Origin of the sequence: Mycobacterium sp. SMC-19, from assembly GCF_045310815.1 — a bacterium.
GTDB lineage: Bacteria > Actinomycetota > Actinomycetes > Mycobacteriales > Mycobacteriaceae > Mycobacterium.
This window is the reverse complement of record NZ_JBJIAM010000001.1, coordinates 420,477-445,452: the sequence shown is the minus strand read 5'-3', so window position 1 is coordinate 445,452 and position 24,976 is coordinate 420,477. Positions and strand designations below refer to the sequence as shown.

Sequence of the window (24,976 nt, the reverse complement as noted above, 5' to 3'; positions counted from 1 at the left end):
CCCGACATGCGTCGCTAGTGCGCTGCGTCGTCGGGGGCCGACGAGACCGACGTGATGCGGTGAATCGCGAAATCCTTCATCTGCCCCGATGTCGAATCGAATGCCATCAGGCGGCCGCCCAGGACCTGTGTGGGGGCGACCTCGCGCTGGGTGGCCACGCCGGCGGCGTCGACGTAGCCGATCAGCACCGTGGCCCGCTCCAGCGCGGCGCGCTTGAGCATGATCATCGCGGTCACCGGGTCCAGCCGGATGTTGTCGAACGGCGCCGACGTCACGGTGCGCAGCACCCGGACCAGTGCGGTCAGGCTGTCATCACCAGGACCGGGGTGTGGTCGGTGCCCGCGACGCTCCGCCGGGGTGTGCACCCGCATCCCGCGTGGCCGGATGTCGACGATCGTTCCGGTGGCATCCTCGGCGGCCGGGGCGAAACCGGCGTTGCGCAGCGCCGCCAGCACGTCGGCGAGCGGAGCCTGCGCCACCGCCACGGTCGGGGCCAGCAGCCTCAGGCACAGCGCCTCGGCGGCCGGAACGGCGACGGCCTGGGCCAGCAGCGCGGGATCCTCGCACCGCACGAAGGAGGCCGCCAACCCGATCCGCAGCTGGCCGTGCCGGCGCGCGACGTCGTCGATCAGGTAGCTCAGCCCTTGCGGCACCGGGGTCTTGGAGTGCTTCTCGAAGAATGCCCGCAGCCCCGCACCGGTACGGCCCACGTCCAGGGCGGACCGGATGGTCTGTTCGGAGACCCGGTAGACCATCGCCGCGCCGGCCGATTCCACGGTGGCGACGACGGCCAGCTCCTCGGCGAGGTCGCGTTTCAGCGGTCCCGGCACCACCACGGTCAGATCGGCCTGTACTAGGAAGTGGTCGATCGGCTCGGGCAACGCCTTGGCCATCGCGGCCACCGCGGCGGCACCATCGACGGCGTTGTCGGTGCCGCCGGCCAACAGGACCCGTCCCGGGGAACTGAGCGCGCCGCGGCCCAGAACACCCAGGGTGTGTGCCTCGTCGAGCAGTTCGCCCACCGGGCCGGGCTGTAACCGGTTGGCCCAGCGTGGCCGGCGCCAGACGAGCGCCTGCGATGCGGTCACGGCGTCGACCCCGGCGCCCGCGGGCAGTTCGGCGAGCATGCCCAGCAGCAGTCGGCGATCCATCGGGGCGGCGGTGGAGAACAGCGGGGTGGACAGCGCCGCCCGGGGTTTGCCGTCGGCGCCGCGGCTGCCGATCAGACCCGGCCGGGCCGCCAGATCCAGCCAGGTGGCGGCCAGCAGCTGCCAGCGCTCCGCGGTGGACTGCTCGGCGAACCGGTCGGCGAGCACCGTCGGCGCCCAATACGGCCCGTCGGCGTCGGGCCAGTCCCGTTGATCGACGCTCGCCGGGTCGGGAAAATCGGCCGCGATCAGCCGGGCGGTCGCGGCGACCTCAAGCAGCAGGCCCAACCGGATCTCGTCGACACCGGTGGTCTTGGCCAGTCGCTTGACCTCGCGTACGCCCAGCCCGCCGCTGCGCAGCTCCGGCACCGGCGTTTCGCCCAGACTGGCCAGGATCACGTCGAGTTCGCGCAATACGTCGATCACCGCGCCGGCCGCGGCCGCGTCCACGTCGGCCGCGGTGGTCTGCGACACCACCGGGTTGGGCTCGTGCAACGCGATCGGGCCCGGCTGTTCGCCCCGCAGCACCTGCCCGACGAGCCGCGGCAAGATCACCGTCTCGTCGTCGACGCGGCGCAGCAGTCCCGCTGCCAGCAGCTGGGGCACCGGACGCTCCGGGGGCGCGTCGGGCGCGGCGTCGCGGGTGCGCCCGATCGGGGAACCGGTCAGCAGTTTGTCCAGCAGGTCATGCTGCGGCGCTGCCAGATCGGCGATGGCTTCGCGAAGCGCGGCGATGTCGGCCTCACCGTGTGCCGGATCCTCGCGGGTCACCTGGCCCGGATGCCACGGCAGGCCAGCGCCTGCCTCGGCGGCGATGCGCAACACGCCGTCCGGTTCGGTCGACCCCCAACACAACGCCCGCGCAATCAGGTCGGACAGTGCCGCGGTCACCGCGTCGGCGGGGGCGCGCTCGCCGAGCAGGGCCAGCAGATCGGCGACCGGCACGCCGGTGGCGTCGGCATGCAATTCCAGCAGCGCATCCAGGACAGCGAGCCGCAGAAAATCCAGCTCATCGGTGGCAGCCCGAACCGACTGACGGGCCTGGGCCCGCGCCGCCAGCGCGGCGATACTGCCCGGCGGTGGTTGGGCGAGGTCGGGCCGTAGCTTCAGGAGCCGGATCAGATCCTCGTCGGGCAGGTCGGCCAGCCACGACCCCAGTGGGACACCCCGGGCGCGTTCGGTCATCGACGACCAGCGTAAGGCCCAACCGGTGAACGTCGTCGATCGCGACCTGTCAGAATGGTGCCGTGGCTGGAAACCAGGACAACAAGAACCGGTACGTCGACAACGGTTGGCCGAAGACCGACGGCGAACCCGCTGTCAGCGAGCTGCGCACCGATCGGACCGGCGCACTGTCGCCGTTCGGGGACCTCGTGTTCCCGCTGCCGTCCGACGAGCTGCCCTACCTGCATCCGGTCACCGTCGTCAACCGGTAGCGGTGACGCCATGACCGGGCCGCTCTCACATCTCGACGATCGGGGTGCGGCCCACATGGTCGACGTCAGCGCCAAGGCGACCACCAAGCGTGTTGCGGTCGCCGGCGGCGTGCTGCGCACCACCGCCGACGTGGTCCAGCTGATCTCGGCCGGCGGACTGCCCAAGGGTGACGCGTTGGCGACCGCACGGGTGGCCGGCATCATGGCCGCCAAACGCACCAGCGATCTGATTCCGCTCTGCCACCAACTGGCCCTGACCGGAGTCGACGTCGACTTCACCATCGGCGAATCCCAGATCGACATCACCGCCTCGGTACGCACCACTGACCGCACCGGGGTCGAGATGGAAGCGCTGACCGCGGTCAGCGTGGCCGCACTGACCCTCTACGACATGATCAAGGCCGTCGACCGCGCCGCCGTCATCGACGACATCCGGGTGCTGAGCAAGGACGGTGGCCGTACCGGCGCCTGGGAGCGCTCATGAGCGCCCGGACCGCCCGCATCATCATCGCTTCCACCCGAGCCTCGGCCGGTGAGTACACCGACCGCACCGGGCCGATCATCGCCGACTGGCTGGCGCAGCGCGGCTTCGCCCCGGTGCAGCCGGAGGTCGTGGCTGACGGTGAGCCGGTCGGCGCCGCCCTGCGCGCCGCGGTGGCCGCTCGGCCCGAGCTGATCATCACCTCCGGCGGCACCGGGATCTCGCCGACCGACGACACCCCGGCCCAGACGCTCACCGTGCTCGACTACCAGATCCCCGGCCTGGCCGATGCCATCCGCCGGTCCGGGCTGCCGAAGGTGCCGACCTCGGTACTGTCTCGCGGCGTGTGCGGCGTGGCTGGTCGCAGCCTGATCGTCAACCTGCCCGGATCGTCCGGTGGGGTGCGCGACGGGCTGGGCGTGCTTGCCGACGTCCTGGATCACGCCCTGGACCAGCTCGCCGGCGGAGACCACCGGTGACGGCCCCCGGCCCGAAGGTCCTGCGGGCCGCCATCACCGAGCAGCCCATCGTGCTGTCCGAACACGAGGAGCTGGTGGGCCACCGCGCCGCTGGAGCAATCGTCGGATTCGTCGGCATGATCCGCGATCACGACCACGGCCAACAGGTCACCCGACTGGAGTACTCCGCACACCCGACGGCGCAGCAGGTGATGGCCGAAGTGCTGGCCGAGGTTGCCGAGCAGGCCGTCGGGGTCCGCGCGTTGGCGGCCAGCCACCGCATCGGTGTGCTGCACATCGGTGACGCCGCCCTGGTGGCCGCCGTGGCGGCCGATCACCGCCGGGAGGCCTTCGCGGCCTGCGCGCTGCTTGTCGACACCATCAAGGCGCGGCTGCCGGTATGGAAGCACCAGTTCTTCGCCGACGACACCGAGGAGTGGGTCGGCTCGGCCTGATGGCCGCGAGGACACAAAAGACGGGGGCCGGTGATCCGGCCCCCGTCTTTCGTAGGTGCGTTACATAACCCGGCTGGGCTGCTGCGCGAACGCGTCCAGCGCGTCGTTGCCGCTGATGTTCTCCGACCGAACGGCCTGCCACAGCTGCTGGTGGAAGCCGACCGAGACCGCTTCCTGCCGGTTGCCGTCCGGACCGGGAGCCGGAGCTACCTCGTCGCCGGGCGCCGGGGCTTCGGGTGCCGGAGCCTCCGGGTTCCACCAAGGCGCGGGAGCCTCGGGGGCCGGCGGCAGGTCCTCGGCGATCGGGGCCGGGGCCTCGGGTGCCGGAGCCTCGGGGGCCGGGGCTTCCGGAGCGGGAGCCTCGGGAGCCGGCGGCAGGTCCTCGGCGATCGGCGCCGGGGCCTCAGGTGCCGGGGCCTCGGGAGCCGGAGCTTCGGGGAACCAGCCTGCGGGCGCCACCGGTGCGGCGCCCTCTGCGGGAGCCGGGGCCTCGGGGGCCGGGGGGGCCCACCACGGTGCGGGCTCGGGAGCCGGCGGGGGAGCCATCGGGTTGTCCAGGGCTACGGCCTCGCCGTTGACCTCCGGGTTGTCGATCGGGGCGTCGGCCGGCGGCGCTGCCGGAACCTCGCGCTGCGATGCGCCGGACAGTCCGCGACCGCAGACCGGCCAGGCGCCACGGCCTTGCGTTGCCAGCACGTGCTCGGCGATCGCGATCTGCTGCTCGCGGCTGGCCAGGTGAGCCGACGGGGCGTACTTGCTGCCACCATGCGAGCTCCAGGTGCTCGGCGAGAACTGCAGCCCGCCCTGGTAGCCGTTACCGGTGTTGATGCCCCAGTTGTTGCCGGATTCGCACCGGGCTACGTGGTCCCATTCGTCATCGGTAGCCGCGGCTGCGGTCCCGGCGAGGGCCAGGCTGCCGCCACCGATCACAGCTCCGGTGAAAGCGATCTTGGCGATGTTGACGTTCGATTGGGTGGGCTTGCGATGCCGTCCACTCATACGGTGGTGAATTCCTCTCTGTCTACGCCTGCGAGGTCAGCGTCGGGTTCGGACAGGGGGGACTGCCCGGCCTTGATGCACGCGGTGCGTCGTCGGCTTCACCCCGAGAGGCCGGTTAGGGCCTCAGGGCCGCTCTCGGCGGACCCGGTGGGTCCCCCGCCTCCATCCATCAGGTATTTGTGGTTTTCCTCTCCCGTTGGATGGAGCTCGGCGCTACGGGTGAGGAAAGGTGGATCGAACGGAAAATTTTCGATACACCCGGAGATGTACCGTAACCGGTCTTACCCGCCGAGTCACCCTTGACGCCCCCGGGTGTTTTCATCGCTGGTTCTTCTCAAACCACCAGGAACCGCCAGCGTTTATGCAGGTCAGAGGCCACTAAATCAAGCTGTTGTCGGTCCGTGATCAATTCGTTATGTGACGTAGATCATGCTAGCCACCGGGTTTGATTCGGCGGGCCAGCTTCGTCTCTCCTTCGTCGAGCCTCGCTAACCGCCGGGTTTGATTCGGCGGTCGAGCTTCGTCTCTCCTTCGTCGAGCCTCGCTAACCGCCGGCGAACGGAGGCAGTACGTCGACCGTTTCGCCGGGCCGCAAAGCCGCCTCCTGGTCGCGCACCGCGACCCCATCGCGCAAGTAGGAGCACCGGTTCAGCACCGCCGCCAGCCGCTCATTGCGGGCGGCGAGGGCCTGCGCCAAGACGGCCACCCCGCCTCCGAGGGGCACGCTGACGGTCTCTGATTCGGTCCCGGCCGCGGCCCGCGCCGCAGCGAAGTAGCGGACCGTCACCGCCACGCCGGTATCGGTGACGTCGGTCTGATGGGTCATGGATCAGCCGCCGATCGCGCTCATCGGGCGGTCCGGCTGGATGAAATCCGGATCGTTGATGCCGTGGCCGGCCTTCTTGGTCCACATCGCGGCCCGCCACGCCTGCTCGATGGCGTCGTCATCGGAACCGTCTCGCAGTAGCGCACGCAGGTCGTACTCCTCGATAGAAAACAGGCAGTTGCGAATCTGGCCGTCGGCGGTGAGTCGAGTCCGGTCGCAGTCCCCGCAAAACGGCCGTGACACCGACGCGATGATCCCGAACGTGCCTGCCGGGGTCTGCGGGCCCTCGTCGACGAGCCAGAGCTCGGCCGGCGCGGAGCCGCGCGGCTTCGGATCGGGCCGCAGGGTGAACTGGGCCTGCACCGTCTCCAGCAGTTGTTCGACGCTGAGCCCGGCGTCGCGGTTCCAGTTGTGGTCGGCATCCAGCGGCATCATTTCGATGACCCGCAGGTGATAGCCGTGGAGTAGGCAGAAGCGCAGCAGGCTGATGATGTCGTCGCCGGTGATCTTGGGATCGAGCACGGCGTTGACCTTGATCGGCCGCATCCCGGCCTGGGCGGCTGCGTCGAGGCCGGCGAGTACGTCGGGCAGTCGGTCGCGGCGAGTGATCTCGGCGAAGTGGGCGCGGTCGACGGTGTCCAGTGACACGTTGATGCGGTCCAGCCCGGCCGCCACCAGGGCGCCGGCCCGGCGTGCCAGTCCCAGGCCGTTGGTGGTCAAGGCGATTTCGGGCCGCGGGCGCAGTGCCGCGGCGCCGGCCACCACCCCTTCGAGGTGGCGGGCCAGCAGCGGCTCACCGCCGGTGAACCGGATGTCGGCGATGCCCAGTCGGGTGACGCCGATCCGCATCAGGCGAATCAGCTCGTCGTCGCTCAGCAGATGCTTGCTGGGAATCCAGTCCAGCCCCTCGGCCGGCATGCAGTAGGTACAGCGCAGGTTGCAGCGGTCGGTCAGGGAGATCCGCAGATCGGTGTGTACCCGGCCGAAGGTGTCCACCAGCGGCCCGGTGGTCGGCATCTGCGTGGCGACGGCACGCTCCACGGCCTCGTGGAAGGCGGCCTTCCGGGCCGCCTCTTGGTGGTCCGCGTCGGCAGCATCCGTGTGTGGTGCCGGGGTGCGCGGACCCGGTTGCCTCAACGTCATATCTGTATCCGATTCGGTCGGCCGGGGAGCGACCGTGCGACTTCGGTGTCCGGTCCTGGTCTCCTCCAGCGGCTTCGCCAGCCTACCGAGGAAACCTGGGTGTTTTGCGGGTCTGTGTCCTAGTAAGATCGGCTGCTGACGCGTCCTGCGCAGGCGGGACGCTTCCTTTATGTCCCCGAGTACGTGATCAAGCAAGACAAGCAGGTGAGACCAGTGCCGACCGGCAAGGTGAAGTGGTACGACGCCGCGAAGGGCTTCGGCTTCCTGTCCCAGGAAGAAGGTGAGGACGTCTACGTCCGCGCCTCCGCCCTGCCGGACGGTGTGGAGGGTCTCAAGGCGGGCCAGCGGGTCGAGTTCGGCGTCGCCGCCGGACGTCGCGGGCCGCAGGCGCTGACGGTGAAGTTGATCGACCCGCCGCCGAGCCTGTCGCGGACCCGCCGTGAGGCGGCGCCGGCTGTCGAGCACCGGCACACCCCCGATGAGCTGCACGGCATGGTCGAGGACATGATCACCCTGCTGGAAGGCACCGTGCAGCCGGAGCTGCGCAAGGGCAAATACCCGGACCGCAAGACCGCTCGGCAGATCTCCGAGGTGGTCAAGGCCGTGGCTCGCGAACTGGACGCCTGAACCCAGCCGGTGCTGGCGAGCCCACTGCGGGTGGCGATCGTCGTTGACTGACTACTGAAAAGACAGCAGCGGCGGAGCGCCGCCCGCGACAACTGGTCTGACCACCAGACCTCCGGCCATTTTTCGTGTTAGGGTTTCGGTCATGACCCTGCAGCCGATCAATCGTCAGTCGATACCCGACGAGATCTTCGCCCAGCTCGCCGGCCAGGTCCTCTCCGGTGACCGGACGCCCGGGGACACCCTGCCGAGCGAGCGGACCCTGTCCGAGGCGCTCGGGGTATCACGCGCCGCCGTCCGGGAGGCGCTGGGCCGCCTGGACCGAGCGCGCCTCATCCAGGTCCGCCAGGGTGGGTCCACGGTGGTTCGTGACTTCCGTGCCGAAGCCGGTTTCGACGTGTTGCCGCTGCTGCTGGTGCACGGCGGCGACGTCGACCGCGCCACCTTGGCCAGCGTGATCGAGGCCCGCGCCATCATCGGTCCGCAGGTGGCCGCGCTGGCAGCGGCCCGCGTCAACGACGACACCCGCGCCCGGCTGCGCACCGTGGTCGAGGAATTGGAAGCCGAATCGGAACCCGTGCAACGCATGTGGCGTGCCCTTGGGTTTTGGGAACTCATCGTGGACAGCGCCGAGTCCATCGCTTTTCGGCTGTTGTTCAACACGCTCAATCAGGCATACGTGCCCGTCCTCGACGCGCTCGTCAACGTGATGGCTGCCGAGGTCAACGACATCGAGCACTACCGATCGCTTGCCGAAGCCATCGCCGCCGGTGATGGAGGTGGCGCCCGTCTGGCCGCGGCGGAGTTGCTTGACCTGGGCAGTGCCGCCTTCGCCGAGCTCGCCAGCCAGTTGGAGGGCCCGCGATGACGCGGAAACAGCAGACGCTGCCGGAGGCCTTCGCCGAGTTCATTCGGCACCCCAGCCCCTGGATGCTCCTCACGTGGGCGGTCACACTGTGGGCGGCGCGCCTAGCTGTGGGCGGCTGGTCGATCGGTGACGCGATCATTGCTGTTGCGCTCCTTGCTTTCTCGCCCTTGGGTGAGTGGCTGATCCATACCGGAATCCTGCATTGGCGCCCGCGCACCGTGGTGGGCATCACGCTCGACTCGCGCCTGGCCCGTGACCACCGTCTGCATCACCGCGACCCGCGCGACATCCCGCTGATCTTCATTCCGTGGCCCAGCCTGATTGTGATCATCGCCCTAACGCCCTTGGTGTTGCTCCCCTTCGGGGACACCGGAAAAGGGCTCACGTTCGTGCTCACCATCGCGACGTTCCTGGTCTTCTACGAGTGGATTCACTACCTCGTCCACACGGACTACAAGCCCCGCCATGCGATCTACCGTGCGGTGTGGCGCAACCACCGGTATCACCATTTCAAGAACGAGAACTATTGGTTCACCGTGACCAGCTCCGGTACCGCCGACCGACTGCTGGGCACCTACCCGGATCCGCGCACGGTGGAGTCGTCGCCGACGGTGCGAAACCTGCACGCGCCTACGGTGACCGGCTGAATCGCCGTGCCGCTCGTGGCCGCGGCGGCACGACGGCGTTTGGTTTGACACCAACTGGTTAATTCTCCGGAGGCAGCGGTTCTCCGGCGGTGGCTGGTTCAGGAGGTGTCCGATGACGCAGCAGGTGCAGGTCAGCGAGGAGCAGGCACGAGCCGTTGCCGAGGAGTCTCGCGAGAGCGGCTGGGACAAACCTTCTTTCGCCAAGGGGTTGTTCCTCGGTCGGTTTCCCCTACCGCTCGTCCATCCCTTTCCGCGGCCGGCCGATGACGATGCAGCGCGCACCGAGGAGTTTCTGGGCAGGCTGCGGGAGTTCCTCGACACCGTCGACGGCGCGGTCATCGAGCGTGACGCACAGATCCCCGACGAATACGTCAAGGGACTGGCCGGTCTTGGCTGTTTCGGGCTGAAGATCCCCGTCGAGTATGGCGGCCTGGGCATGTCGCAGGTCGCCTATAACCGGGCCCTGATGCTGGTGTCGAGCGTGCATCCCAGCCTCGGGGCGCTGTTGAGTGCCCATCAGTCGATCGGGGTGCCCGAACCACTCAAGCTGGCCGGCACCGACCAGCAGAAGCAGATGTTCCTGCCGCGTTGCGCGGCCGGCGCGATCTCGGCATTCCTGCTGACCGAACCGGACGTGGGCTCCGATCCGGCGCGACTGGCCTCCACGGCACGACCGATCGAGGATGGGCAGGCCTACGAGCTGGACGGGGTGAAACTGTGGACCACCAACGGCGTGGTGGCCGAACTGCTGGTGGTGATGGCGAGCGTGCCCAAGGGCGACGGCCACCGGGGAGGCATCAGTGCCTTCGTCGTGGAAGCCGATTCACCCGGGATCACCGTCGAACGCCGAAACACGTTCATGGGGCTGCGCGGTATCGAAAACGGCGTGACCCGGCTGCACAAGGTTCGAGTGCCCGCCGAGAACCTGGTGGGACGCGAGGGGGACGGCCTGCGGATCGCGCTGACCACTCTGAACGCCGGTCGCTTGGCCATTCCGGCGATGGCGACCGGATCGGCGAAATGGTCACTGAAGATCGCTCGGCAGTGGTCCCGGGAGCGGGTCCAGTGGGGCAGGCCGGTCGGCGAGCACGAAGCCGTCGCCACGAAGATCGCGTTCATCGCCGCCACCAGTTACGCGCTGGAAGCGGTACTGGAGCTGTCCGGCCAGATGGCCGACGAGGGCCGCAACGACATCCGGATCGAAGCGGCGCTGGCCAAGTTGTGGTCCAGCGAGATGGCGTGCGTCATCGCCGATGAGTTGTTGCAGATTCGTGGCGGCCGCGGCTATGAGACCGCCCCGTCACTCGCCGCGCGCGGTGAACGAGCGGTACCGGTGGAGCAGCAGATTCGGGACCTGCGGATCAATCGGATCTTCGAGGGCTCCAGCGAGATCATGCGCCTGCTGATCGCGCGTGAGGCCGTCGATACCCATCTGAGCGCCGCAGGGGAACTCGCCAACGCCAAGGCCAGGCTGGGGCAGAAGGTCAAATCCGCCGCTGCGGCCAGCGGCTTCTACGCAAAATGGTTGCCGCAGTTGCTCTTCGGGGAAGGGCAACGCCCCCTGGCGTATCGCGAGTTCGGCGGGTTGGCGACGCATCTGCGTTTCGTCGAACGCCACTCACGCAAGCTGGCGCGCAACACTTTCTACGGCATGGCCCGCTGGCAGGCCGGCCTGGAGAAAAGGCAGGGATTTCTGGGGCGCGTCGTCGATATCGGGGCGGAGCTGTTCGCGATGGCCGCGGTGTGCGTGCGCGCTGAATCGCAGCGGGTGGCCGACCGGGCCGAAGGTCAGCAGGCCTATCAACTGGCCGACGCGTTCTGCGAGCAGTCCCGGCTGCGGGTCGAGGCGTTGTTCGCCGCGTTGTGGACCAACACCGACCGCGCCGACACCCGGCTGGCCCACGCGGTGTTGGAGGACCGCTACATCTGGCTAGAGGACGGCATCCTCGATCCGTCCGAGGGCACCGGGCCGTGGATCGCACACTGGGAACCGGGAGCCTCCACCGAGTCGAACGTGGCGCGCCGGTTCGGCTAGCCGGGAACTTCGGACCGTCTGCGGCGCTCGAGTCGTGGCACTCTGGTAGTCATGGCCAGCTACCTCGCCGGCGGCGACTTCAAGCGCGACACCAACTACATCTCCACCCGGATCACCGCCGATGGCCGTGATGGTTATCCGGTCGAACCGGGCCGCTACCGGCTGGTCGTCGCACGGGCCTGCCCGTGGGCCAATCGCACCATCATCGTGCGGCGGCTACTCGGGCTGGAAAAGGTTATCTCCATAGGGTTTTGCGGCCCCACCCACGATCAGCGCAGCTGGACCTTCGACTTGGACCCCGGCGGCGTCGACCCGGTGCTGCAGATCCCACGGCTGCAGGACGCCTACTTCAAGCGCATACCGGAGTATCCCAAGGGCATCACCGTTCCGGCGATGGTCGACGTGCCCACCGGTGCGGTGGTGACCAACGACTTTGCCCAGATGACTCTGGACTTCTCCACCGAGTGGACGGCCTACCATCGCGACGGGGCTCCGCAGCTGTATCCCGAACCGCTGCGCGACGAGATCGACGAGGTGGCCCGGCGGATCTACACCGAGATCAACAACGGGGTCTACCGGTGCGGTTTCGCTGGCACCCAGGAGGCCTACGACGCCGCCTACGACCGGCTCTTCACCGCGCTGGATTGGGTCAGCGAGCGTCTTGCCGATCAGCGATACCTGGTGGGGGACACCATTACCGAGGCCGATGTCCGACTGTTCACCACGCTGGCCCGCTTCGACCCGGTCTATCACGGACATTTCAAATGCAACCGGCAGAAGCTGTCCGAGATGCCGGTGCTGTGGGCCTACGCCCGGGATCTGTTCCAGACGCCCGGCTTCGGCGACACCACCGACTTCGTCCAGATCAAGCAGCACTACTACATCGTGCACGCCGACATCAATCCGTCGCGGATCGTTCCCGACGGCCCGGACCTGGCCAATTGGCTGTCACCGCATGGACGTGAAGCGCTGGGCGGCAGGCCGTTCGGTGACGGAACTCCGCCGGGCCCGGTTGCTTCCGACGAGCGGGTGCCGGCCGGCCACGGCGCCTAGCCGTCAACCCAGCGCGTGATGATTCCAGCGCATACCCACCGCCCACTCGGCGTGCGGTACCGCGAACTGCTCGCCGGTGCTGGAATCGACGACCAGGGTGAGCAGCTGCACCACCAACCCGCGCAGCGGACCGCGCTGCGCATCCACGGTGGGGACGGTGACGGCCAGGGTGCTGCCCGGCGGGTACACCCTTCCGGTGGAGTCGGCCGGGTCGTCGTACAGCCGCAGTAGCTGCCACGGCGCTCGACCGATGCTCTCGTCCACCGACAGCTGCACGGGATGACGTGAGTCGACCGTCAACGTGCCTCGCGATTCGGTCAGCAGGCACTCATCGAGATTGAGCACGCTGCAGTACAGGTACGGCCCGGTGCGGGTGAGGTGCCCGATGGAGTACGCGCTGATCTGCGGCGGCAGCGGCTCTTCGGTCCGGGTGAACCACCAGGTGCCGAATCCGGCGAGCGCCGCGGTCACCACCGTCAGCACCGCCACCAGCACGGCCGTCGAGCGTTTCACCTGTACATCACCCCTGTCTTGCCGGATCGAGGCGGGCACCGTCCTGCTCGATCAGCACCGGCCGGTTGCCCCCCAGGCCGGGAATCAACGAGTCGCCGTGGAACGACAGGATGGTCTGGGCCAGACCCGGGATCAGCAGAGCGGTGATCGCGGTGAAGCCCACCCACAGGTCGGTGTATACCAGCACCCCCAGCGCGCCACCCAACACCCAGGCCAGTTGCAGGGTGGATTCGGTGCGGCCGAACGCCGATGCCCGGGACTCTTCGGGCAGGTCGTCCTGCAGTGCGGCGTCCAGCGACGCTTTCGAGATCGCACTGGCTCCCGAGGTCACCAGCGCGGCGACCGCCGCCATCACCAGGGTGCCGGCCACCGCTGCCGCCAGCGCGACAGCGGTCACCGCCATGGTGCAGCGCACCACCAGCACCGCGGGGCGGCCCAGTTGCAGTCTGGCGCTGGTGAAGTTGCCGGCGAAGTTTCCTGCGCCTGCGGCAGCTCCGATCAACCCGAGAATGCCGAGCTGCACCCACCCGCCGGCGTCGTGCTGTTTGGCCACGAACGCCGGGTACAAGAACAAGAACCCGACCATCGCCTTGATGGTGCAATTGCCCCACAGCGCGGCGATGATGTTGCGGCCCAGCGGCTGCCGCAGTGGTTGGCTCAACGCGCCGCCGGCCCGCCGGACCTGTTCGGGCCAGCTTCGGGGCCGTTCGTCGAAGCGGTAGCTCAAGGTGGTCGGGATCTCGCCGGTGGTCACTTCCACCCATCGCGGGATCCGCATCGACAGGACCGCCCCGGCCACCGAGGCCGCCACCAGCACCAACAAGGCGCCCGGCAGCTGCAACAGTCGGGTGAAGGTGTACTCGGCCGCTGCGGCGACGCCGCCGCCCACGATCGTTCCGCCGAGCAGGCCGAACATCGTCAGCCGGGAATTGACCCGAACCAGATCGATCGACGGTGGCATCACGCGGGGCGTCACGGCGCTGCGCAACACCGTGAACGATTTCGACAGTGCCATCATCGCCAACGCGCACGGGTAGAGCACCCAGGAGCCGAAGGTGCCCGCGACGCCGTCGTAGTTGGCGATCAGCACCAGGGCCAAGGCGGTACGCAGCGCGAATGACATGGCCAACGCTGCGCGCCGGCCGTGCTGGACGCGGTCCAGGGCGGGACCGATCAGCGGCGCGACCACTGCGAACGGCGCGATTGTCACCAGCAGGTACAGCGCCACCCGGCCCTTGCTCTCCCCGGCGGCCGCCGCGAAGAACAAGGTGTTGGCCAACGCGACGGCCATCGCCGCGTCCACCGCGAAGTTCGCCACCACCGGCCAGGTCAGTGCGGTCAGTCCGGATTTGTCGGCGCCGTCGGCGGTGGCGGCCCGTTGCACCAGCCCATACATCCGCGAGCCCATTTCGCGGCTTCGGGCAGCGGCGGCTCGGGTTACCGTGACGCGGTCGCCGGCACCCGAACCGCCCGAAGGCTCGGGACGGCGAGGCGTGTCGGTGTGTTCGCGCAGCGGTGGCAGGTACCGATTGGAGCTCGGCATGGGCTTGCGCTGCCGCTGGTCACCGGTGCTGTTGCTGGGGTAGTTGGCCATGCCGGGGTGCTGGCCGGCCGAGCCGTTGCGCGCACCGCGGCCGGGGGCCGGGGGCGGACGGCGGCGCCGGCCCGGTTCGGAGGGTTCACGACGCCGTGCAGACACATCCGCGATTCTTCCCTATGTCCGCCGCGCGACCGCGCAGGCCGTGGTCGTGCCTGCATGTGGCTGATGGAGCCACGCTGCGGCAGTATGAGGGGCGTCATTGAACGGAAGGGACCCGCGTGACCGGACCCAGCGCAGAATCAGCCACTGCGACCATCGCCGTACCCACGGTGCTGGCCGCGGCCGTCGAGCAGGCTCGCTCGGCCGTCGCCGAGTTCAGCGGCGCCGACACCGTCGGTGAGCACCTGGGGGTCGACTATGAGGACCCGACCGCCGCCACCCACCGGTTCGGTGCGCTGCTGCCCGGTTATCAGGGCTGGCAGTGGGCCGTCGTCGTCGCGGCCATCCCGGGCGCCACGGAGCCCACGGTCAGCGAGGTCGTGTTGGTGCCCGGCCCCACGGCCCTGCTGGCTCCGGAGTGGGTGCCGTGGGACCAGCGAGTGCGGCCCGGCGACCTGGGCCCGGGGGACCTGCTGGCGCCGCCCGCCGACGATCCGCGACTGGTGCCCGGTTACACCTCGAGCGGCGACCCGCAGCTCGACGAGGTGGCCGGGGAGATCGGCCTGGGCCGACGCTGGCTGATGAGCCCGGTGGGCCGCGCCGATGCGGCGCAGCGCTGGCACGACGGCGAGCACGGTCCGGATTCGGCGATGGCGCGGTCGACCAAGCGGGTCTGCCGCGACTGCGGCTTCTACTTGCCGCTCGCCGGTGAGCTGGGCACGGTGTTCGGCGTCTGCGGTAACGAAATGTCCGCCGACGGACACGTGGTTGAGAACCGGTACGGCTGCGGCGCGCACAGTGACACTCCGGCGCCCGCAGGCGCCGGATCCCCGGCATACGAGCCCTACGACGACGGCGTGCTGGAGATCGTCGACGTCGCACCGGTTCCCGCAGCCGAACCGGTTGGTGAGGTGAGCGCGGCGGCTGAGCCGGTGGCTGACGCGGCTGACGAAGAGACCGAAACCGTCGAGCCGGCAGACGAATCGATCGAAGCTCCCGTCGAAGCGCTCGCCGAGACAGCAGCGGCGCCGGAACCGGCCGAAACCGGAACCGACGCCGAGGCTGACGCTGCTGAGACGGTCGTCGAAGCATCCGCCGACATCGCCGACGTCCCAGGGGAATCCGGGGAGCCGGGCGAGCCGGAGACGCCCTAACCGAAGTTGAACAGGTACTCGCCCGGGAGCACAAAGAGCATGTTGAAAGCGGTGTTGACCACCGCGCCCGGTAGACCGACCACGTAGTTGACGATGTCCAGCGGGATGGTGGCTGCCTGACTGAAGGCCATCCCGAAGTCCAGGTTGATCAGGCTGGTGAACAGGTTCTCGAAGTCGTTGAACAACGTGAACGGCAGGCTGATGAACCGGTTGAACAGTCCTACGGCGGCAGCCACTTCCGCGTTGAACAGGCCGACGATGTCGAACGCGTCGGCGGCGCCGGGAACGTCCAACGCGTCGGCCGCGCCGGGCAGGAGGTCGGACAGGTCGACTGTGCCCGGGACGTTGAGCTCGTCGGCAATGCTGGACATGTCGAAAGGCGCGAGCCCGGCGAGGGTGTCGAAGCTGTCGACGACCGCGTTGGCGGCCAGCGTCACCTCGGCCGACACCGCGGCCGCGGCGCGCGTGCTGATTTCGGGTGACGCGACCACCGGGGTCAGGCCGGTGGCCACCAGCGCGGTCGCTGCCACGGCGATACTCGGCAGTCGCACTGCGGATTTCACGGTTTCCATGGATTCCTCCCAGTGTCTCCCCACTTCAGGGGACGTTACTCCGCCGCCACAGAGGCGTCAGGCGTTCTCTGCGGCGGCCTTGATCTTGCCCAGCGATGCGTTCATACCCTCGACCAGCTCGCGTTCGAAGGTGGGCGTACCGCCCATGAACTTGCCCACCAAAAACGCCGAGACCTTGGTGGTGTTGCCGTTTTCGACGTGCCGACTTTCGACGACCCGCGTACCGGTGGCGGTCGGCTCGAGTTCATAGGTCCACACACTGTGGTTCTCGGTGACGCGGAAGGCCAGCTTGCGCTCCGGGATGTACTCGGTGATGACGGAGCTGGTGGGCCAGTACATCCAGCCGCGCCGGTTGAAGTTGATCGTGCGGGTCCCCTGGCCCACCGCACCGAGCGGCTTCATCCACCGGCACTGCGGGCTCCACTCGGGCATCCGCCGGAAGTCGGAGATCAGTGCCCAGACCTTGGCCACCGGTGCATTGATGTCGACCTGTGCCGTCAACAGCGGGGCTGCCATGGCGTTCCTCCTCGAATCGTCGGTTCGTAACTCTATTCGTGTTCCAGCCCGGTTTGGGCACCGCGCGCGCCGCGTCGTGCCGCCCCGCGTTGCACCAGAAAGATTGTGGTGCCCACCATCCCGACGCCGAGCCCCGCCACGCTCACCGGCCGCCATCCTTCCAGCGCGGGCACCGTGAACGCGGCGATGGTCGCGCAGCAGAAACCCGTGACGCCGGCGCCGATCACCGGCCAGATCCGCAGCAGGGCGGTCGGCAACGGTGGCGGCTCGGGGGAGTGCTGAGGGGTCATCGCCGTTGACGTTAGCGCCTCGCCGGTAAAGTCCCCGCAGTGGCCAGGATCGTCGATGTTGTCGATATCGATGACCCCCGCGATTCCCGGCTGGATGATTTCCGCGATCTGAACAGCATCGACCGTCGCCCGGACCTGCCCACCGGCAAGGGGCTGGTGATCGCCGAAGGGGTGCTGGTGGTGCAGCGGATGCTGGCATCGCGGTTCACCCCGCGGGCGCTGCTGGGCACCGATCGCCGGCTGACCGAGTTGACGTCCGACCTGACCGAACCCGGTGCCCCGGACGTCCCGTACTACCGGGTGTCCGCCGAGGTGATGGCCGAAGCGGTGGGCTTTCACCTCAACCGGGGTGTGCTGGCCGCCGCCTCGCGAGTGCCGGAGCCGTCGGTGGCAGACCTGGTCGCCGGGGCCCGGACGATCGCGGTGCTCGAGGGCGTCAACGACCACGAGAACCTGGGTTCGATCTTTCGCAACGGTGCCGGTTTGGGCGTGGACGCGGTGGTCTTCGGCAGTGGCTGCGCCGACCCGCTCTACCGGCGCTCGGTGCGGGTCTCGATGGGGCACGCCCTGCTGGTGCCGTTCGCCCGCTCGGCGGACTGGCCCGGGGATCTGGCGATGCTGCGCGGGCAGGGTTTCCGGCTGCTGGCGATGACGCCGGATCCGCGGGCCGAGCTGTTGTCGAGTGCGATGGCGAAGGTGCGCGACGAGCCGGTGGCGGTGCTTGTCGGTGCGGAGGGGCCGGGCCTGTCGGAGCGGGCGATGCGCGCCAGCGACATGCGGGTCCGCATCCCGATGTCGCGGGGAACCGACTCGCTCAACGTCGCCACCGCGGCCGCACTGGCGTTCTACGAGCGCATTAGGCTGCCGGAATGACGTCCACCCCCAGTACGCCGTGGGGGACGGGTTTGACCGTGGCGGGGTTCGTCGCGGCGGTGACCGGGACCGCGATCACGGTGTTGAGCTTGGGGCTGCTGCGCGTCCACCCGGCACTGGCGGTGGCGCTCAATCTGATTGCGGTGGGCGGGCTGGCGCCCACGGTGTGGGGCTGGCGACGCACCCCGGTGCTGCGATGGTTGGCATTGGGCGCCGGAATCGGCGTGGCGGGCGCGTGGCTGGTGCTGTTGGCGCTGGCTGCTCAGCGCTGACCGGTCGAGCGCACCCCGAGCAGGACGTCTTCCCACCCCGGGACTTCCGGCTTGCTGCGGCGGGCGCGGGTCCCCGGGCGCTGCTGCACCGGCTCCTCTTCGATGACTGCGGGGGCGGACGGAGCCTCGAAGTCCAACTCGGCCACCGCGGCAACCGGCCGCAGCGGACGGCCGAAGCCGGGGTCGATCAACTCCATGGCAGCATCGTCGACAGCGGTCACCGTCCCGCCGTGCGCGCCCGGAGTGAACCAGAAGTGGGCGACGTTGTCCGAACGTCCGGCCTTCCAGGCCAGCTGCACCGTCCATCGTCCGTCGTCGTTGCGCCAGGCGTCCCAGCTGCTGCTGTCGGAGCTCAAGCCGCGCGACACAAGTGCGGAGGTGACGACCTCCAGCAGGGTCGGTACGGCCGGGCCGTCGGACAGCACCGGGTGGGCGGCGGTCGCGAGCTCCGCGGCCCGGGACCGCTCCAGCAGCACCGGGTGGGCGAAGCGCTCCACCCGGGCGACGTCCACACCAGCGGCGGCGGCCACCTGTTCGACCGATGCCCCGGCGCGGATCCGCGCCTGGATGTCCTTGGGTCGGAGCATGCTGCTGCCCGCGTCGGCCGGGTTCTGACCCACGCGGTGGCCCTCGCCGCGGACCGCGCCGCGCAGCCGGTCGTCGATACGCACCCGGAACATCTCGGTGTGGTCTTCGCCGTCGCCGGCGCTTTCGCAGATGATGTGTTTGCCGTCGACGTCGAGGCCGATGGCCCTCAGTTCCCGCATGACTTCTCCTTGCGAACGCCCGGTTACGTGCGGACTCTAGTCCAGTGAACGGCCCCGCCTGTCGTGACACGCGGGCGTTATAACGATCCGATTACGGAGTGGTCGGGGCGTGGTTCGCAGCGCTGCTGCGCACCGAGCTCAGAGGCGCTCGACCACCCAGTCCACGCACTGGGTCAGGGCGCTCACGTCGTCGGGCTCCACGGCCGGGAACATCGCCACCCGCAGCTGGTTGCGGCCCAGCTTGCGGTAGGGCTCGGTGTCGACGATGCCGTTGGCCCGAAGCACCTTGGCCACCGCCGCCGCGTCCACGTCGTCGACGAAGTCGATGGTGCCCACCACCTGCGACCGCAACGCCGGGTCGGCGACGAACGGCGTGGTGAACGGCCGCTCCTCGGCCCACGAGTACAGCCGCTGCGAGGAGTCCGCGGTGCGCTTGACCGCCCAGTCCAGCCCGCCGTTGCCCAGCATCCAGTCCAGCTGCTCGGCCAGCAGCGCCAGGGTGGCGATCGCCGGGGTGTTGTAGGTCTGGTTCTTGGTGCTGTTGTCCACCGCGATCGGCAGGGACAGGAACTCCGGCACCCACCGGCCGGACGCGGCGATGGCCTCGATGCGGGCCAGCGCGGCCGGGCTCATGATGGACAGCCACAGTCCGCCGTCGGAGGCGAAGTTCTTCTGTGGCGCGAAGTAGTAGGCGTCGACCTCGGTGATGTCGACCGGCAGGCCGCCGGCACCCGAGGTCGCGTCGATCACGACCAGGGCGTCCCCGGAACCGCTGGGCCGGCGCACCGGCACTGCCACTCCGGTCGAGGTCTCGTTGTGTGCCCAGGCGATCACGTCGACCGACGGGTCGGACTGGGGCTCGGGGGCGCTGCCGGCGTCGGCCTTGATGACGATCGGGTCGCCGACGAAGGGGTTCTTGGCCACCGCCGAGGCGAACTTCGCACTGAACTCGCCGTAGGTCAGGTGCAGGGACCGCTTGTCGACCAGTCCGAACGCCGCGGCGTCCCAGAAGGCCGTGGACCCGCCGTTGCCCAGGACCACCTCGTAGCCGTCGGGCACCGAGAACAGTTCGCGCAGTCCGGAGCGGACGCGGCCCACCAAGTCCTTGACCGGCGCCTGACGGTGGGAGGTGCCGAACAGTGGCGCCGCCGTGGTGACCAGCGCGTTCAACTGCTCAGGGCGGACCTTCGACGGCCCGCAGCCGAACCGTCCGTCAGCGGGCTTGATGGTGTCCGGGATCGTGAGCTGCTCAGCCATGGCCTCTAGCGTAGACAGCGGCAGGCGGGCGTCCGCAGGGCAGGTTTATTGTGATGTGGATCACCCGAGTTACTCGACACCCGTCACGCCCACAGTGTTGATCCAAGGTCTGGACGGGTACCCGGTACCTGCGGTACCGTTGTACATAAGCCTAGTAAATGTAAACGACTGGTGGAGGTGTCTCCGATGGCTCAGAAAGCCGCTCGAACCCGAATCGTGCGCCGGTGGCGAGCCAACATGGAAGTGACCGACGACGCGAACTACGTCGAGATCCTCAACACCTTGTCGGAAGGATCGGTGCGCCGGAACTTCAATCCGTACACCGACATCGACTGGGACACCCCCGAGTTCAAGGTCACCGAGAATGACCCGCGCTGGATCCTGCCGGGCACCGACCCGATCGGTCGGCACTGGTGGTACCAGGCCCAGCCTCAAGACGTTCAGATCAAGATCGGCATGTGGCGCCAGGCGAACGTGGCCAAGGTCGGGCTGCACTTCGAGTCCATCCTGATCCGTGGCCTGATGGAGTACGCGTTCTGGGTGCCCAACGGTTCACCCGAGTACCGCTACTGCCTGCACGAGGCGGTCGAAGAGTGCAACCACACCATGATGTTCCAGGAGATGGTGAACCACATCGGCGCCGACGTGCCCGGTATGCCGCGGTTGCTCAAGTGGGTGCAGCCGTTCATCCCGCTGGTCGCCGGACCGCTGCCGATCCCGTTCTGGTTCGGCATCCTCGCCGGCGAGGAGCCCATCGACCACATTCAGAAGGCGATCCTGCGTGAGGGCAAGACGCTGCACCCGATCATGGAGCGGGTGATGGCCATTCACGTGGCCGAGGAGGCGCGGCATATCTCGTTCGCGCACGAGTACCTGCACAAGCGCATTCCGCACCTACCGCGTCGCAAGCGGTTCTGGCTGTCGCTGTACGTTCCGATCGTGATGCGGATCCTGTGCTCGGCGATCGTCGTGCCGCCCAAGGCGTTCTGGACCGAGTTCGACATTCCGCGCGAGGTCCGCAAGGACATCTTCTTCCGGTCGGCGGAAGCCCGGCAGATGTTGCAGGACATGTTCGGCGACGTCCGGATGCTCTGCCACGACACCGGTTTGATGAACCCGGTTGCCAAGTTGGTCTGGCGGATCTGCCGGATCCACGGCGCGCCGTCCCGGTTCCGCAGCCAGCCGCAGCGTGCGCACCTCACGCCCGTTGCCGCTTCGGTCGCATAGCGCCGCCCTCAGGTTATGCCGCACGTAATTACCCAGGCGTGTTGTAACGACGCGTCGTGTGTGTTCGCCTGCCCGGTGAACTGCATTCACCCCACGCCGGACGAGCCCGGTTTCGCCACGTCGGAGATGCTCTACATCGATCCCGATGCGTGTGTGGACTGCGGAGCCTGCGTGCGGGCCTGCCCGGTCGACGCGATCGTCCCGCACACCAAGGTGATGACCGAACAGTTGCCGTTCATGGAGATCAACAGGTCGTTCTACCCGGAACGGCCTGCCGGGGTAAAGCTGCCGCCGACCTCCAAGCTGGCTCCCATCCTGCCGGCCGCCGAGCTGCATCAGCGAGGCAAGTACCCGCTGACCGTGGCCATCGTCGGCTCCGGGCCCGCGGCCATGTACGCGGCCGATGAACTGCTGACCCAGCAGGGCGTGCTGGTGAATATGTTCGAGAAGCTGCCTACCCCTTACGGGTTGGTGCGGGCCGGCGTCGCCCCGGATCACCAGCGCACCAAATTGGCCACCCGGCTGTTTGACGAGATCTCCGGGCGCCGCGGTTTCCAGTTCTTCCTCAACGTGGAGGTGGGCAAGCACCTGACCCACGCCGACCTGCTGAAGCACCACCACGCCGTGCTCTACGCCTCGGGTGCGATGCACGACCGGCGGCTTGAGATCGACGGCATGGGTCTGCCCGGAACGGGCACCGCGACCGAGATCGTCGGCTGGTACAACGGGCATCCCGAGTTCGCCGACCTGCCAGTCGATCTCAGTCACGAGCGGGTGGTGATCGTGGGCAACGGAAACGTCGCCCTGGATGTGGCGCGCGTTCTCACTGCCGACCCGGATCGGCTGGCTCGCACCGACATCGCCGACTATGCGCTGACCGCGCTGCGTGACTCGGCGGTTCAGGAAGTGGTGGTCGTCGCTCGGCGCGGTCCGATTTCGTCCGCGTTCACGCTGCCCGAATTGGTGGGGCTGACACAGACCGCCGAGGTGGTACTAGACGCCGAGGATCATGCTCGGGTACGCGAAGACCTGGCCGCCGTCGCAGACACCTTGACCCGGCAGAAGCTGGAGATACTGACCAAGCTGGGCGATGCCTCGGCACCGATCACCTGGCCCCGGATTCGATTCGCCTACGAGTTGACCCCGGCCCGAGTCCTCGGTGAGGACCGCTGTGGCGCAGTGGAGTTCACTGTCACCGGGACCGATCAGGTGCGCCGCATCGACGCCGGACTGGTGCTGTCGTCGATCGGTTACCACGGAACGCCGATCGCGGACCTGCCGTTCGACGACGCTGCCGGCGTCGTCCCGAACGAGGGCGGCCGCGTGATCGACCCGGCGACCGGCGAACGAGTTCCGGGAGCGTATGTGTCGGGCTGGATCAAGCGCGGTACCAACGGTTTCATCGGCTCCAACAAGTCCGACTCGCTCAAGACGATTCAGACGCTGGCCGCCGACTACAACGCAGACCTGCTGACTGAGCCGATCGCCGGACCGCGCGCGGTCGCCCGGATGGTCCATGCCCACCAGCCCGACGTCATCGACGCCGCCGGCTGGAAGGCCATCGACAAAGCCGAGATCGCCCGTGGCCGAGCGCAAGACCGGCCGCGGGTGAAATTCACCCGGGTTCCGGACATGCTCGACGAGGTCAAGGACCACTCGGATATGCCGCTACTGCAGAACCTGCTCGGCGCGCTGCGACGGAGCTGAACCAGCCAACCTTCGGCCACCGCCGAGCGTGTACTCAGCGCGAAAAATCGCGCAGAATCCCGCCCTGATTACACGTTCGGCGCAAGGGCCGCCGGTCAGGCTGTAGCGATCCGTTCCCAGCCCGCAACGGTTTCCGCGCTGCGCGGCCCCGGTCCGACATAGATCGCCGACGGGCGCACCAGCTTGCCCAGCCGTTTCTGCTCCATGATGTGAGCGCACCAGCCGGCGGTGCGGCCACAGGTGAACATCGCCGGCATCATCGCCGGGGGCACCTCGGCGAAGTCCAGGATCACCGCCGCCCAGAACTCCACGTTGGTCTCGATGGCACGGTCGGGGCGACGCTCCCGAAGCTCGGCCAGCGCCGCCTGCTCCAGCGCCGCGGCCACCTCGAAACGCGGGGCCGACAGTCGCTTGGCGGTGGCTCGCAGCACGCGGGCGCGCGGGTCCTCGGCGCGGTACACCCGGTGCCCGAAGCCCATCAGCTTCTCGCGCCGGTCCAGGATGCCCTTGACCACCGCGCGGGCGTCACCGGTGCGTTCCGCCTCGGCGATCATCGGGATCACCCGGGCGGGGGCGCCACCGTGCAGCGGGCCGCTCATCGCGCCGATCGCGCCGGACAGCGCCGCACCGACGTCGGCGCCGGTGGAGGCGATCACCCGGGCGGTGAAGGTCGAGGCGTTCATGCCGTGCTCGGCCGCCGACACCCAGTAGGCGTCGATCGCCTCGGTGTGGCGCGGGTCGGGCTCCCCGCGCCAGCGGGTCATGAACCGCTCGGTGATGGTGGCGCATCCATCGATGGTCTGCTGCGACACCGCCGGCTCCTGGCCCCGAGCCGACTGCGCGACGTAGGACAGCACCATCACCGACGCGCGGGCCAGCTGGTCACGGGCGGTGGCGTCGTCGGTGTCCAACAGCGGTTCAAAGCCCCACTGCGGGGCCAGCATCGCCACCCCGGCCTGGGCGTCGACCCGCACGTCGCCGGTGCGAATCGGCAGCTCCAGCGGTTCGGCGGGCGCCAGCGGGCGGTTGAAGTCGCCGTCGACCAGCAGGGCCCACACGTCGCCGAAGCCGACCTTGCCGGCCAGGTCCTCGATGTCGACGCCGCGGTAGCGCAGCGCGCCGCCGTCCTTGTCCGGTTCGGCGATTTCAGTAGTGAAGGCCACCGTGCCTTCCAAGCCGGCAACGAAGTTCTCCGGGACCGCAGCAGTCATGCCTTGGATTCTTCCACCCCGGTGCCCGGCCGTTGCTACCGGCCGGTAACGACGGCTGGTCTGCACCGGGGCGTAGCGTTGGGCGGTGCACAGGACCGGCCCCGACAACGAGCACCTGGCGGCGATGCGAGTGGAATACCAGGAGAAGGACAACAGCGGCGACCTCGACGCGGACTGGCTCGAGGAGGGCTGGGAGGTTTTGCTGCGCAACTGGATCGGCGATGCCGAGCGCGCAGGGATCGCCGAACCCAACGCCATGGTGTTGGCGACGGTCGAATCCGGCCGTCCGGTCAGCCGCTCGGTGCTGTGCAAGAACCTTGACCCGAGCGGTGTGACGTTCTTCACCGACTCCGACTCGGCCAAGGCTGCCGAGCTGGCCTCGACACCGTATGCGTCGGTGACGTTTCCCTGGTACCAGCTGGGCCGCCAAGTCCACGTTCGCGGACCGGTCACTCAGCTCGACGAGTCGGTCAGCGCCCAGTACTGGGCGCACCGACCACGGGCGTCCCAGTTGGGTTTCTGCGCATCTCAGCAGTCGCAGCCCATCGCGTCGCGGACCGCACTGCTGGCGCAGTTGGACGCGGTGACGGCCCAATTCTCCGGCGCCGAGTCCATCCCCGCGCCGCCGAACTGGCGTGGCTACCGGATCGCCCCGGAGGTGGTGGAGTTCTGGCAGGGCCGGGAAGGCCGCTTACACAACCGGATTCGGGTGACCGGCGGGCGGGTGGAGCGGCTCCAGCCGTGA

At 68.7% G+C, this 24,976-nt stretch carries 27 protein-coding genes and 1 riboswitch; of the genes, 15 read left to right on the top strand and 12 right to left on the bottom strand.

Features of this window, described 5'->3' with window-relative positions:
* Nucleotides 1–14 precede the first annotated feature (14 nt).
* Entirely contained in the window at nt 15–2,333 is a 2,319-nt protein-coding gene (locus ACJH5R_RS02165) for a helicase-associated domain-containing protein (RefSeq protein WP_406781198.1), read from the bottom strand.
* Nucleotides 2,334–2,395: 62 nt separating this feature from the next.
* Between ACJH5R_RS02165 and ACJH5R_RS02160 the strand changes: the two genes are divergently transcribed.
* From ACJH5R_RS02160 to ACJH5R_RS02145, 4 genes are read left to right on the top strand one after another with little or no spacing between them, the layout of a single operon-like run.
* The gene (locus tag ACJH5R_RS02160; protein ID WP_046282658.1) at nt 2,396–2,584 is read left to right on the top strand and encodes a hypothetical protein; all 189 of its coding nucleotides are present in this window, start codon (nt 2,396–2,398) and stop codon (nt 2,582–2,584) included.
* 10 nt (nt 2,585–2,594) lie between these two features.
* Nucleotides 2,595–3,068, top strand: coding sequence for a cyclic pyranopterin monophosphate synthase MoaC (moaC, locus tag ACJH5R_RS02155; protein WP_406781197.1), 474 nt, complete (start codon nt 2,595–2,597; stop codon nt 3,066–3,068).
* The gene (locus tag ACJH5R_RS02150) at nt 3,065–3,544 is read left to right on the top strand and encodes a molybdenum cofactor biosynthesis protein B (RefSeq protein ID WP_406781196.1); all 480 of its coding nucleotides are present in this window, start codon (nt 3,065–3,067) and stop codon (nt 3,542–3,544) included. Before moaC ends, ACJH5R_RS02150 begins: the two co-directional genes overlap by 4 nt.
* Nucleotides 3,541–3,978: a molybdenum cofactor biosynthesis protein MoaE gene (locus ACJH5R_RS02145; protein WP_406756192.1), complete on the top strand. Its 438-nt coding sequence runs from the start codon at nt 3,541–3,543 to the stop codon at nt 3,976–3,978. Before ACJH5R_RS02150 ends, ACJH5R_RS02145 begins: the two co-directional genes overlap by 4 nt.
* A 60-nt stretch (nt 3,979–4,038) precedes the next feature.
* Here the strand turns inward: ACJH5R_RS02145 and ACJH5R_RS02140 are convergent, their stop codons facing one another.
* From ACJH5R_RS02140 to moaA, 3 genes are all read right to left on the bottom strand, one after another.
* A complete protein-coding gene (locus ACJH5R_RS02140) occupies nt 4,039–4,977 on the bottom strand; it encodes a transglycosylase family protein (protein ID WP_406781195.1) in 939 nt (312 codons plus the stop codon).
* Between the two features lie 9 nt (nt 4,978–4,986).
* Nucleotides 4,987–5,163, bottom strand: a riboswitch (cyclic di-AMP (ydaO/yuaA leader).
* A 358-nt stretch (nt 5,164–5,521) separates the two neighbouring features.
* Nucleotides 5,522–5,803 (bottom strand): MoaD/ThiS family protein, encoded by a 282-nt coding sequence (locus ACJH5R_RS02135; protein WP_406756190.1) that lies wholly within the window; start codon nt 5,801–5,803, stop codon nt 5,522–5,524.
* Between the two features lie 3 nt (nt 5,804–5,806).
* Entirely contained in the window at nt 5,807–6,820 is a 1,014-nt protein-coding gene (moaA, locus tag ACJH5R_RS02130; protein ID WP_406756563.1) for a GTP 3',8-cyclase MoaA, read from the bottom strand.
* A 339-nt stretch (nt 6,821–7,159) separates the two neighbouring features.
* On the opposite strand from moaA, the gene ACJH5R_RS02125 reads away from it, so the two are divergent.
* The 5 genes from ACJH5R_RS02125 (at nt 7,160) to ACJH5R_RS02105 (ending at nt 12,173) form a co-directional block, all read left to right on the top strand.
* On the top strand, nt 7,160–7,573 hold the full coding sequence (locus ACJH5R_RS02125; protein ID WP_406756189.1) for a cold-shock protein: 414 nt from the start codon (nt 7,160–7,162) through the stop codon (nt 7,571–7,573).
* Between the two features lie 142 nt (nt 7,574–7,715).
* On the top strand, nt 7,716–8,438 hold the full coding sequence (locus tag ACJH5R_RS02120) for a FadR/GntR family transcriptional regulator (protein WP_406781194.1): 723 nt from the start codon (nt 7,716–7,718) through the stop codon (nt 8,436–8,438).
* Nucleotides 8,435–9,085 carry a sterol desaturase family protein gene (locus tag ACJH5R_RS02115; RefSeq protein ID WP_406781193.1) on the top strand — a complete coding sequence of 217 codons (651 nt, stop codon included), beginning with the start codon at nt 8,435–8,437 and terminating at the stop codon, nt 9,083–9,085. The genes ACJH5R_RS02120 and ACJH5R_RS02115 overlap by 4 nt, the downstream gene beginning before the upstream one ends.
* A gap of 112 nt (nt 9,086–9,197) precedes the next feature.
* Nucleotides 9,198–11,120: an acyl-CoA dehydrogenase family protein gene (locus ACJH5R_RS02110; protein WP_406781192.1), complete on the top strand. Its 1,923-nt coding sequence runs from the start codon at nt 9,198–9,200 to the stop codon at nt 11,118–11,120.
* 51 nt (nt 11,121–11,171) lie between these two features.
* On the top strand, nt 11,172–12,173 hold the full coding sequence (locus ACJH5R_RS02105) for a glutathione S-transferase family protein (protein WP_406781191.1): 1,002 nt from the start codon (nt 11,172–11,174) through the stop codon (nt 12,171–12,173).
* A 3-nt stretch (nt 12,174–12,176) separates the two neighbouring features.
* On the opposite strand, the gene ACJH5R_RS02100 is transcribed toward ACJH5R_RS02105, so the two are convergent.
* Both ACJH5R_RS02100 and ACJH5R_RS02095 read right to left on the bottom strand, forming a co-directional pair.
* The gene (locus ACJH5R_RS02100) at nt 12,177–12,686 is read right to left on the bottom strand and encodes a DUF2771 domain-containing protein (protein WP_406781190.1); all 510 of its coding nucleotides are present in this window, start codon (nt 12,684–12,686) and stop codon (nt 12,177–12,179) included.
* 7 nt (nt 12,687–12,693) lie between these two features.
* A complete protein-coding gene (locus ACJH5R_RS02095; RefSeq protein ID WP_406756562.1) occupies nt 12,694–14,280 on the bottom strand; it encodes an MFS transporter in 1,587 nt (528 codons plus the stop codon).
* A gap of 224 nt (nt 14,281–14,504) precedes the next feature.
* On the opposite strand from ACJH5R_RS02095, the gene ACJH5R_RS02090 reads away from it, so the two are divergent.
* Nucleotides 14,505–15,539 (top strand): DUF3027 domain-containing protein, encoded by a 1,035-nt coding sequence (locus tag ACJH5R_RS02090; protein ID WP_406756183.1) that lies wholly within the window; start codon nt 14,505–14,507, stop codon nt 15,537–15,539.
* Here the strand turns inward: ACJH5R_RS02090 and ACJH5R_RS02085 are convergent.
* The 3 genes from ACJH5R_RS02085 to ACJH5R_RS02075 are packed head-to-tail and all read right to left on the bottom strand — an operon-like array spanning nt 15,536 to nt 16,917.
* Nucleotides 15,536–16,111, bottom strand: a complete 576-nt coding sequence (locus tag ACJH5R_RS02085; protein WP_406756182.1) for a hypothetical protein — start codon at nt 16,109–16,111, stop codon at nt 15,536–15,538. The two genes, ACJH5R_RS02090 and ACJH5R_RS02085, sit on opposite strands and share 4 nt — an antisense overlap.
* Nucleotides 16,112–16,168: 57 nt before the next feature.
* Complete coding sequence (locus tag ACJH5R_RS02080; RefSeq protein WP_406756181.1) at nt 16,169–16,627, bottom strand: SRPBCC family protein; 459 nt, start codon at nt 16,625–16,627, stop codon at nt 16,169–16,171.
* A 32-nt stretch (nt 16,628–16,659) separates the two neighbouring features.
* Nucleotides 16,660–16,917 carry a DUF2530 domain-containing protein gene (locus tag ACJH5R_RS02075; RefSeq protein WP_406756180.1) on the bottom strand — a complete coding sequence of 86 codons (258 nt, stop codon included), beginning with the start codon at nt 16,915–16,917 and terminating at the stop codon, nt 16,660–16,662.
* A 39-nt stretch (nt 16,918–16,956) separates the two neighbouring features.
* Here ACJH5R_RS02075 and ACJH5R_RS02070 point away from each other — a divergent pair, with 39 nt between their 5' ends.
* Together ACJH5R_RS02070 and ACJH5R_RS02065 are read left to right on the top strand one after the other, a co-directional pair.
* The gene (locus tag ACJH5R_RS02070) at nt 16,957–17,790 is read left to right on the top strand and encodes a TrmH family RNA methyltransferase (RefSeq protein WP_406756179.1); all 834 of its coding nucleotides are present in this window, start codon (nt 16,957–16,959) and stop codon (nt 17,788–17,790) included.
* Entirely contained in the window at nt 17,787–18,062 is a 276-nt protein-coding gene (locus ACJH5R_RS02065; protein ID WP_046283597.1) for a DUF2537 domain-containing protein, read from the top strand. Before ACJH5R_RS02070 ends, ACJH5R_RS02065 begins: the two co-directional genes overlap by 4 nt.
* Here the strand turns inward: ACJH5R_RS02065 and sepH are convergent.
* Both sepH and serC read right to left on the bottom strand, forming a co-directional pair.
* A complete protein-coding gene (gene sepH / locus ACJH5R_RS02060) occupies nt 18,053–18,829 on the bottom strand; it encodes a septation protein SepH (protein ID WP_406756178.1) in 777 nt (258 codons plus the stop codon). The genes ACJH5R_RS02065 and sepH overlap by 10 nt on opposite strands.
* Before the next feature lie 138 nt (nt 18,830–18,967).
* Nucleotides 18,968–20,086, bottom strand: coding sequence for a phosphoserine transaminase (gene serC / locus ACJH5R_RS02055; protein ID WP_406781189.1), 1,119 nt, complete (start codon nt 20,084–20,086; stop codon nt 18,968–18,970).
* Between the two features lie 186 nt (nt 20,087–20,272).
* Between serC and ACJH5R_RS02050 the strand changes: the two genes are divergently transcribed.
* Together ACJH5R_RS02050 and ACJH5R_RS02045 are read left to right on the top strand one after the other, a co-directional pair.
* A complete protein-coding gene (locus ACJH5R_RS02050) occupies nt 20,273–21,313 on the top strand; it encodes a diiron oxygenase (RefSeq protein WP_406756176.1) in 1,041 nt (346 codons plus the stop codon).
* A gap of 15 nt (nt 21,314–21,328) precedes the next feature.
* Complete coding sequence (locus tag ACJH5R_RS02045) at nt 21,329–23,020, top strand: FAD-dependent oxidoreductase (protein WP_406781188.1); 1,692 nt, start codon at nt 21,329–21,331, stop codon at nt 23,018–23,020.
* Nucleotides 23,021–23,115: 95 nt separating this feature from the next.
* Here the strand turns inward: ACJH5R_RS02045 and ACJH5R_RS02040 are convergent, their stop codons facing one another.
* The gene (locus tag ACJH5R_RS02040; RefSeq protein WP_406781187.1) at nt 23,116–24,231 is read right to left on the bottom strand and encodes a citrate synthase 2; all 1,116 of its coding nucleotides are present in this window, start codon (nt 24,229–24,231) and stop codon (nt 23,116–23,118) included.
* 85 nt (nt 24,232–24,316) lie between these two features.
* Here ACJH5R_RS02040 and pdxH point away from each other — a divergent pair, with 85 nt between their 5' ends.
* Nucleotides 24,317–24,976 (top strand): pyridoxamine 5'-phosphate oxidase, encoded by a 660-nt coding sequence (gene pdxH, locus ACJH5R_RS02035; RefSeq protein WP_406756173.1) that lies wholly within the window; start codon nt 24,317–24,319, stop codon nt 24,974–24,976.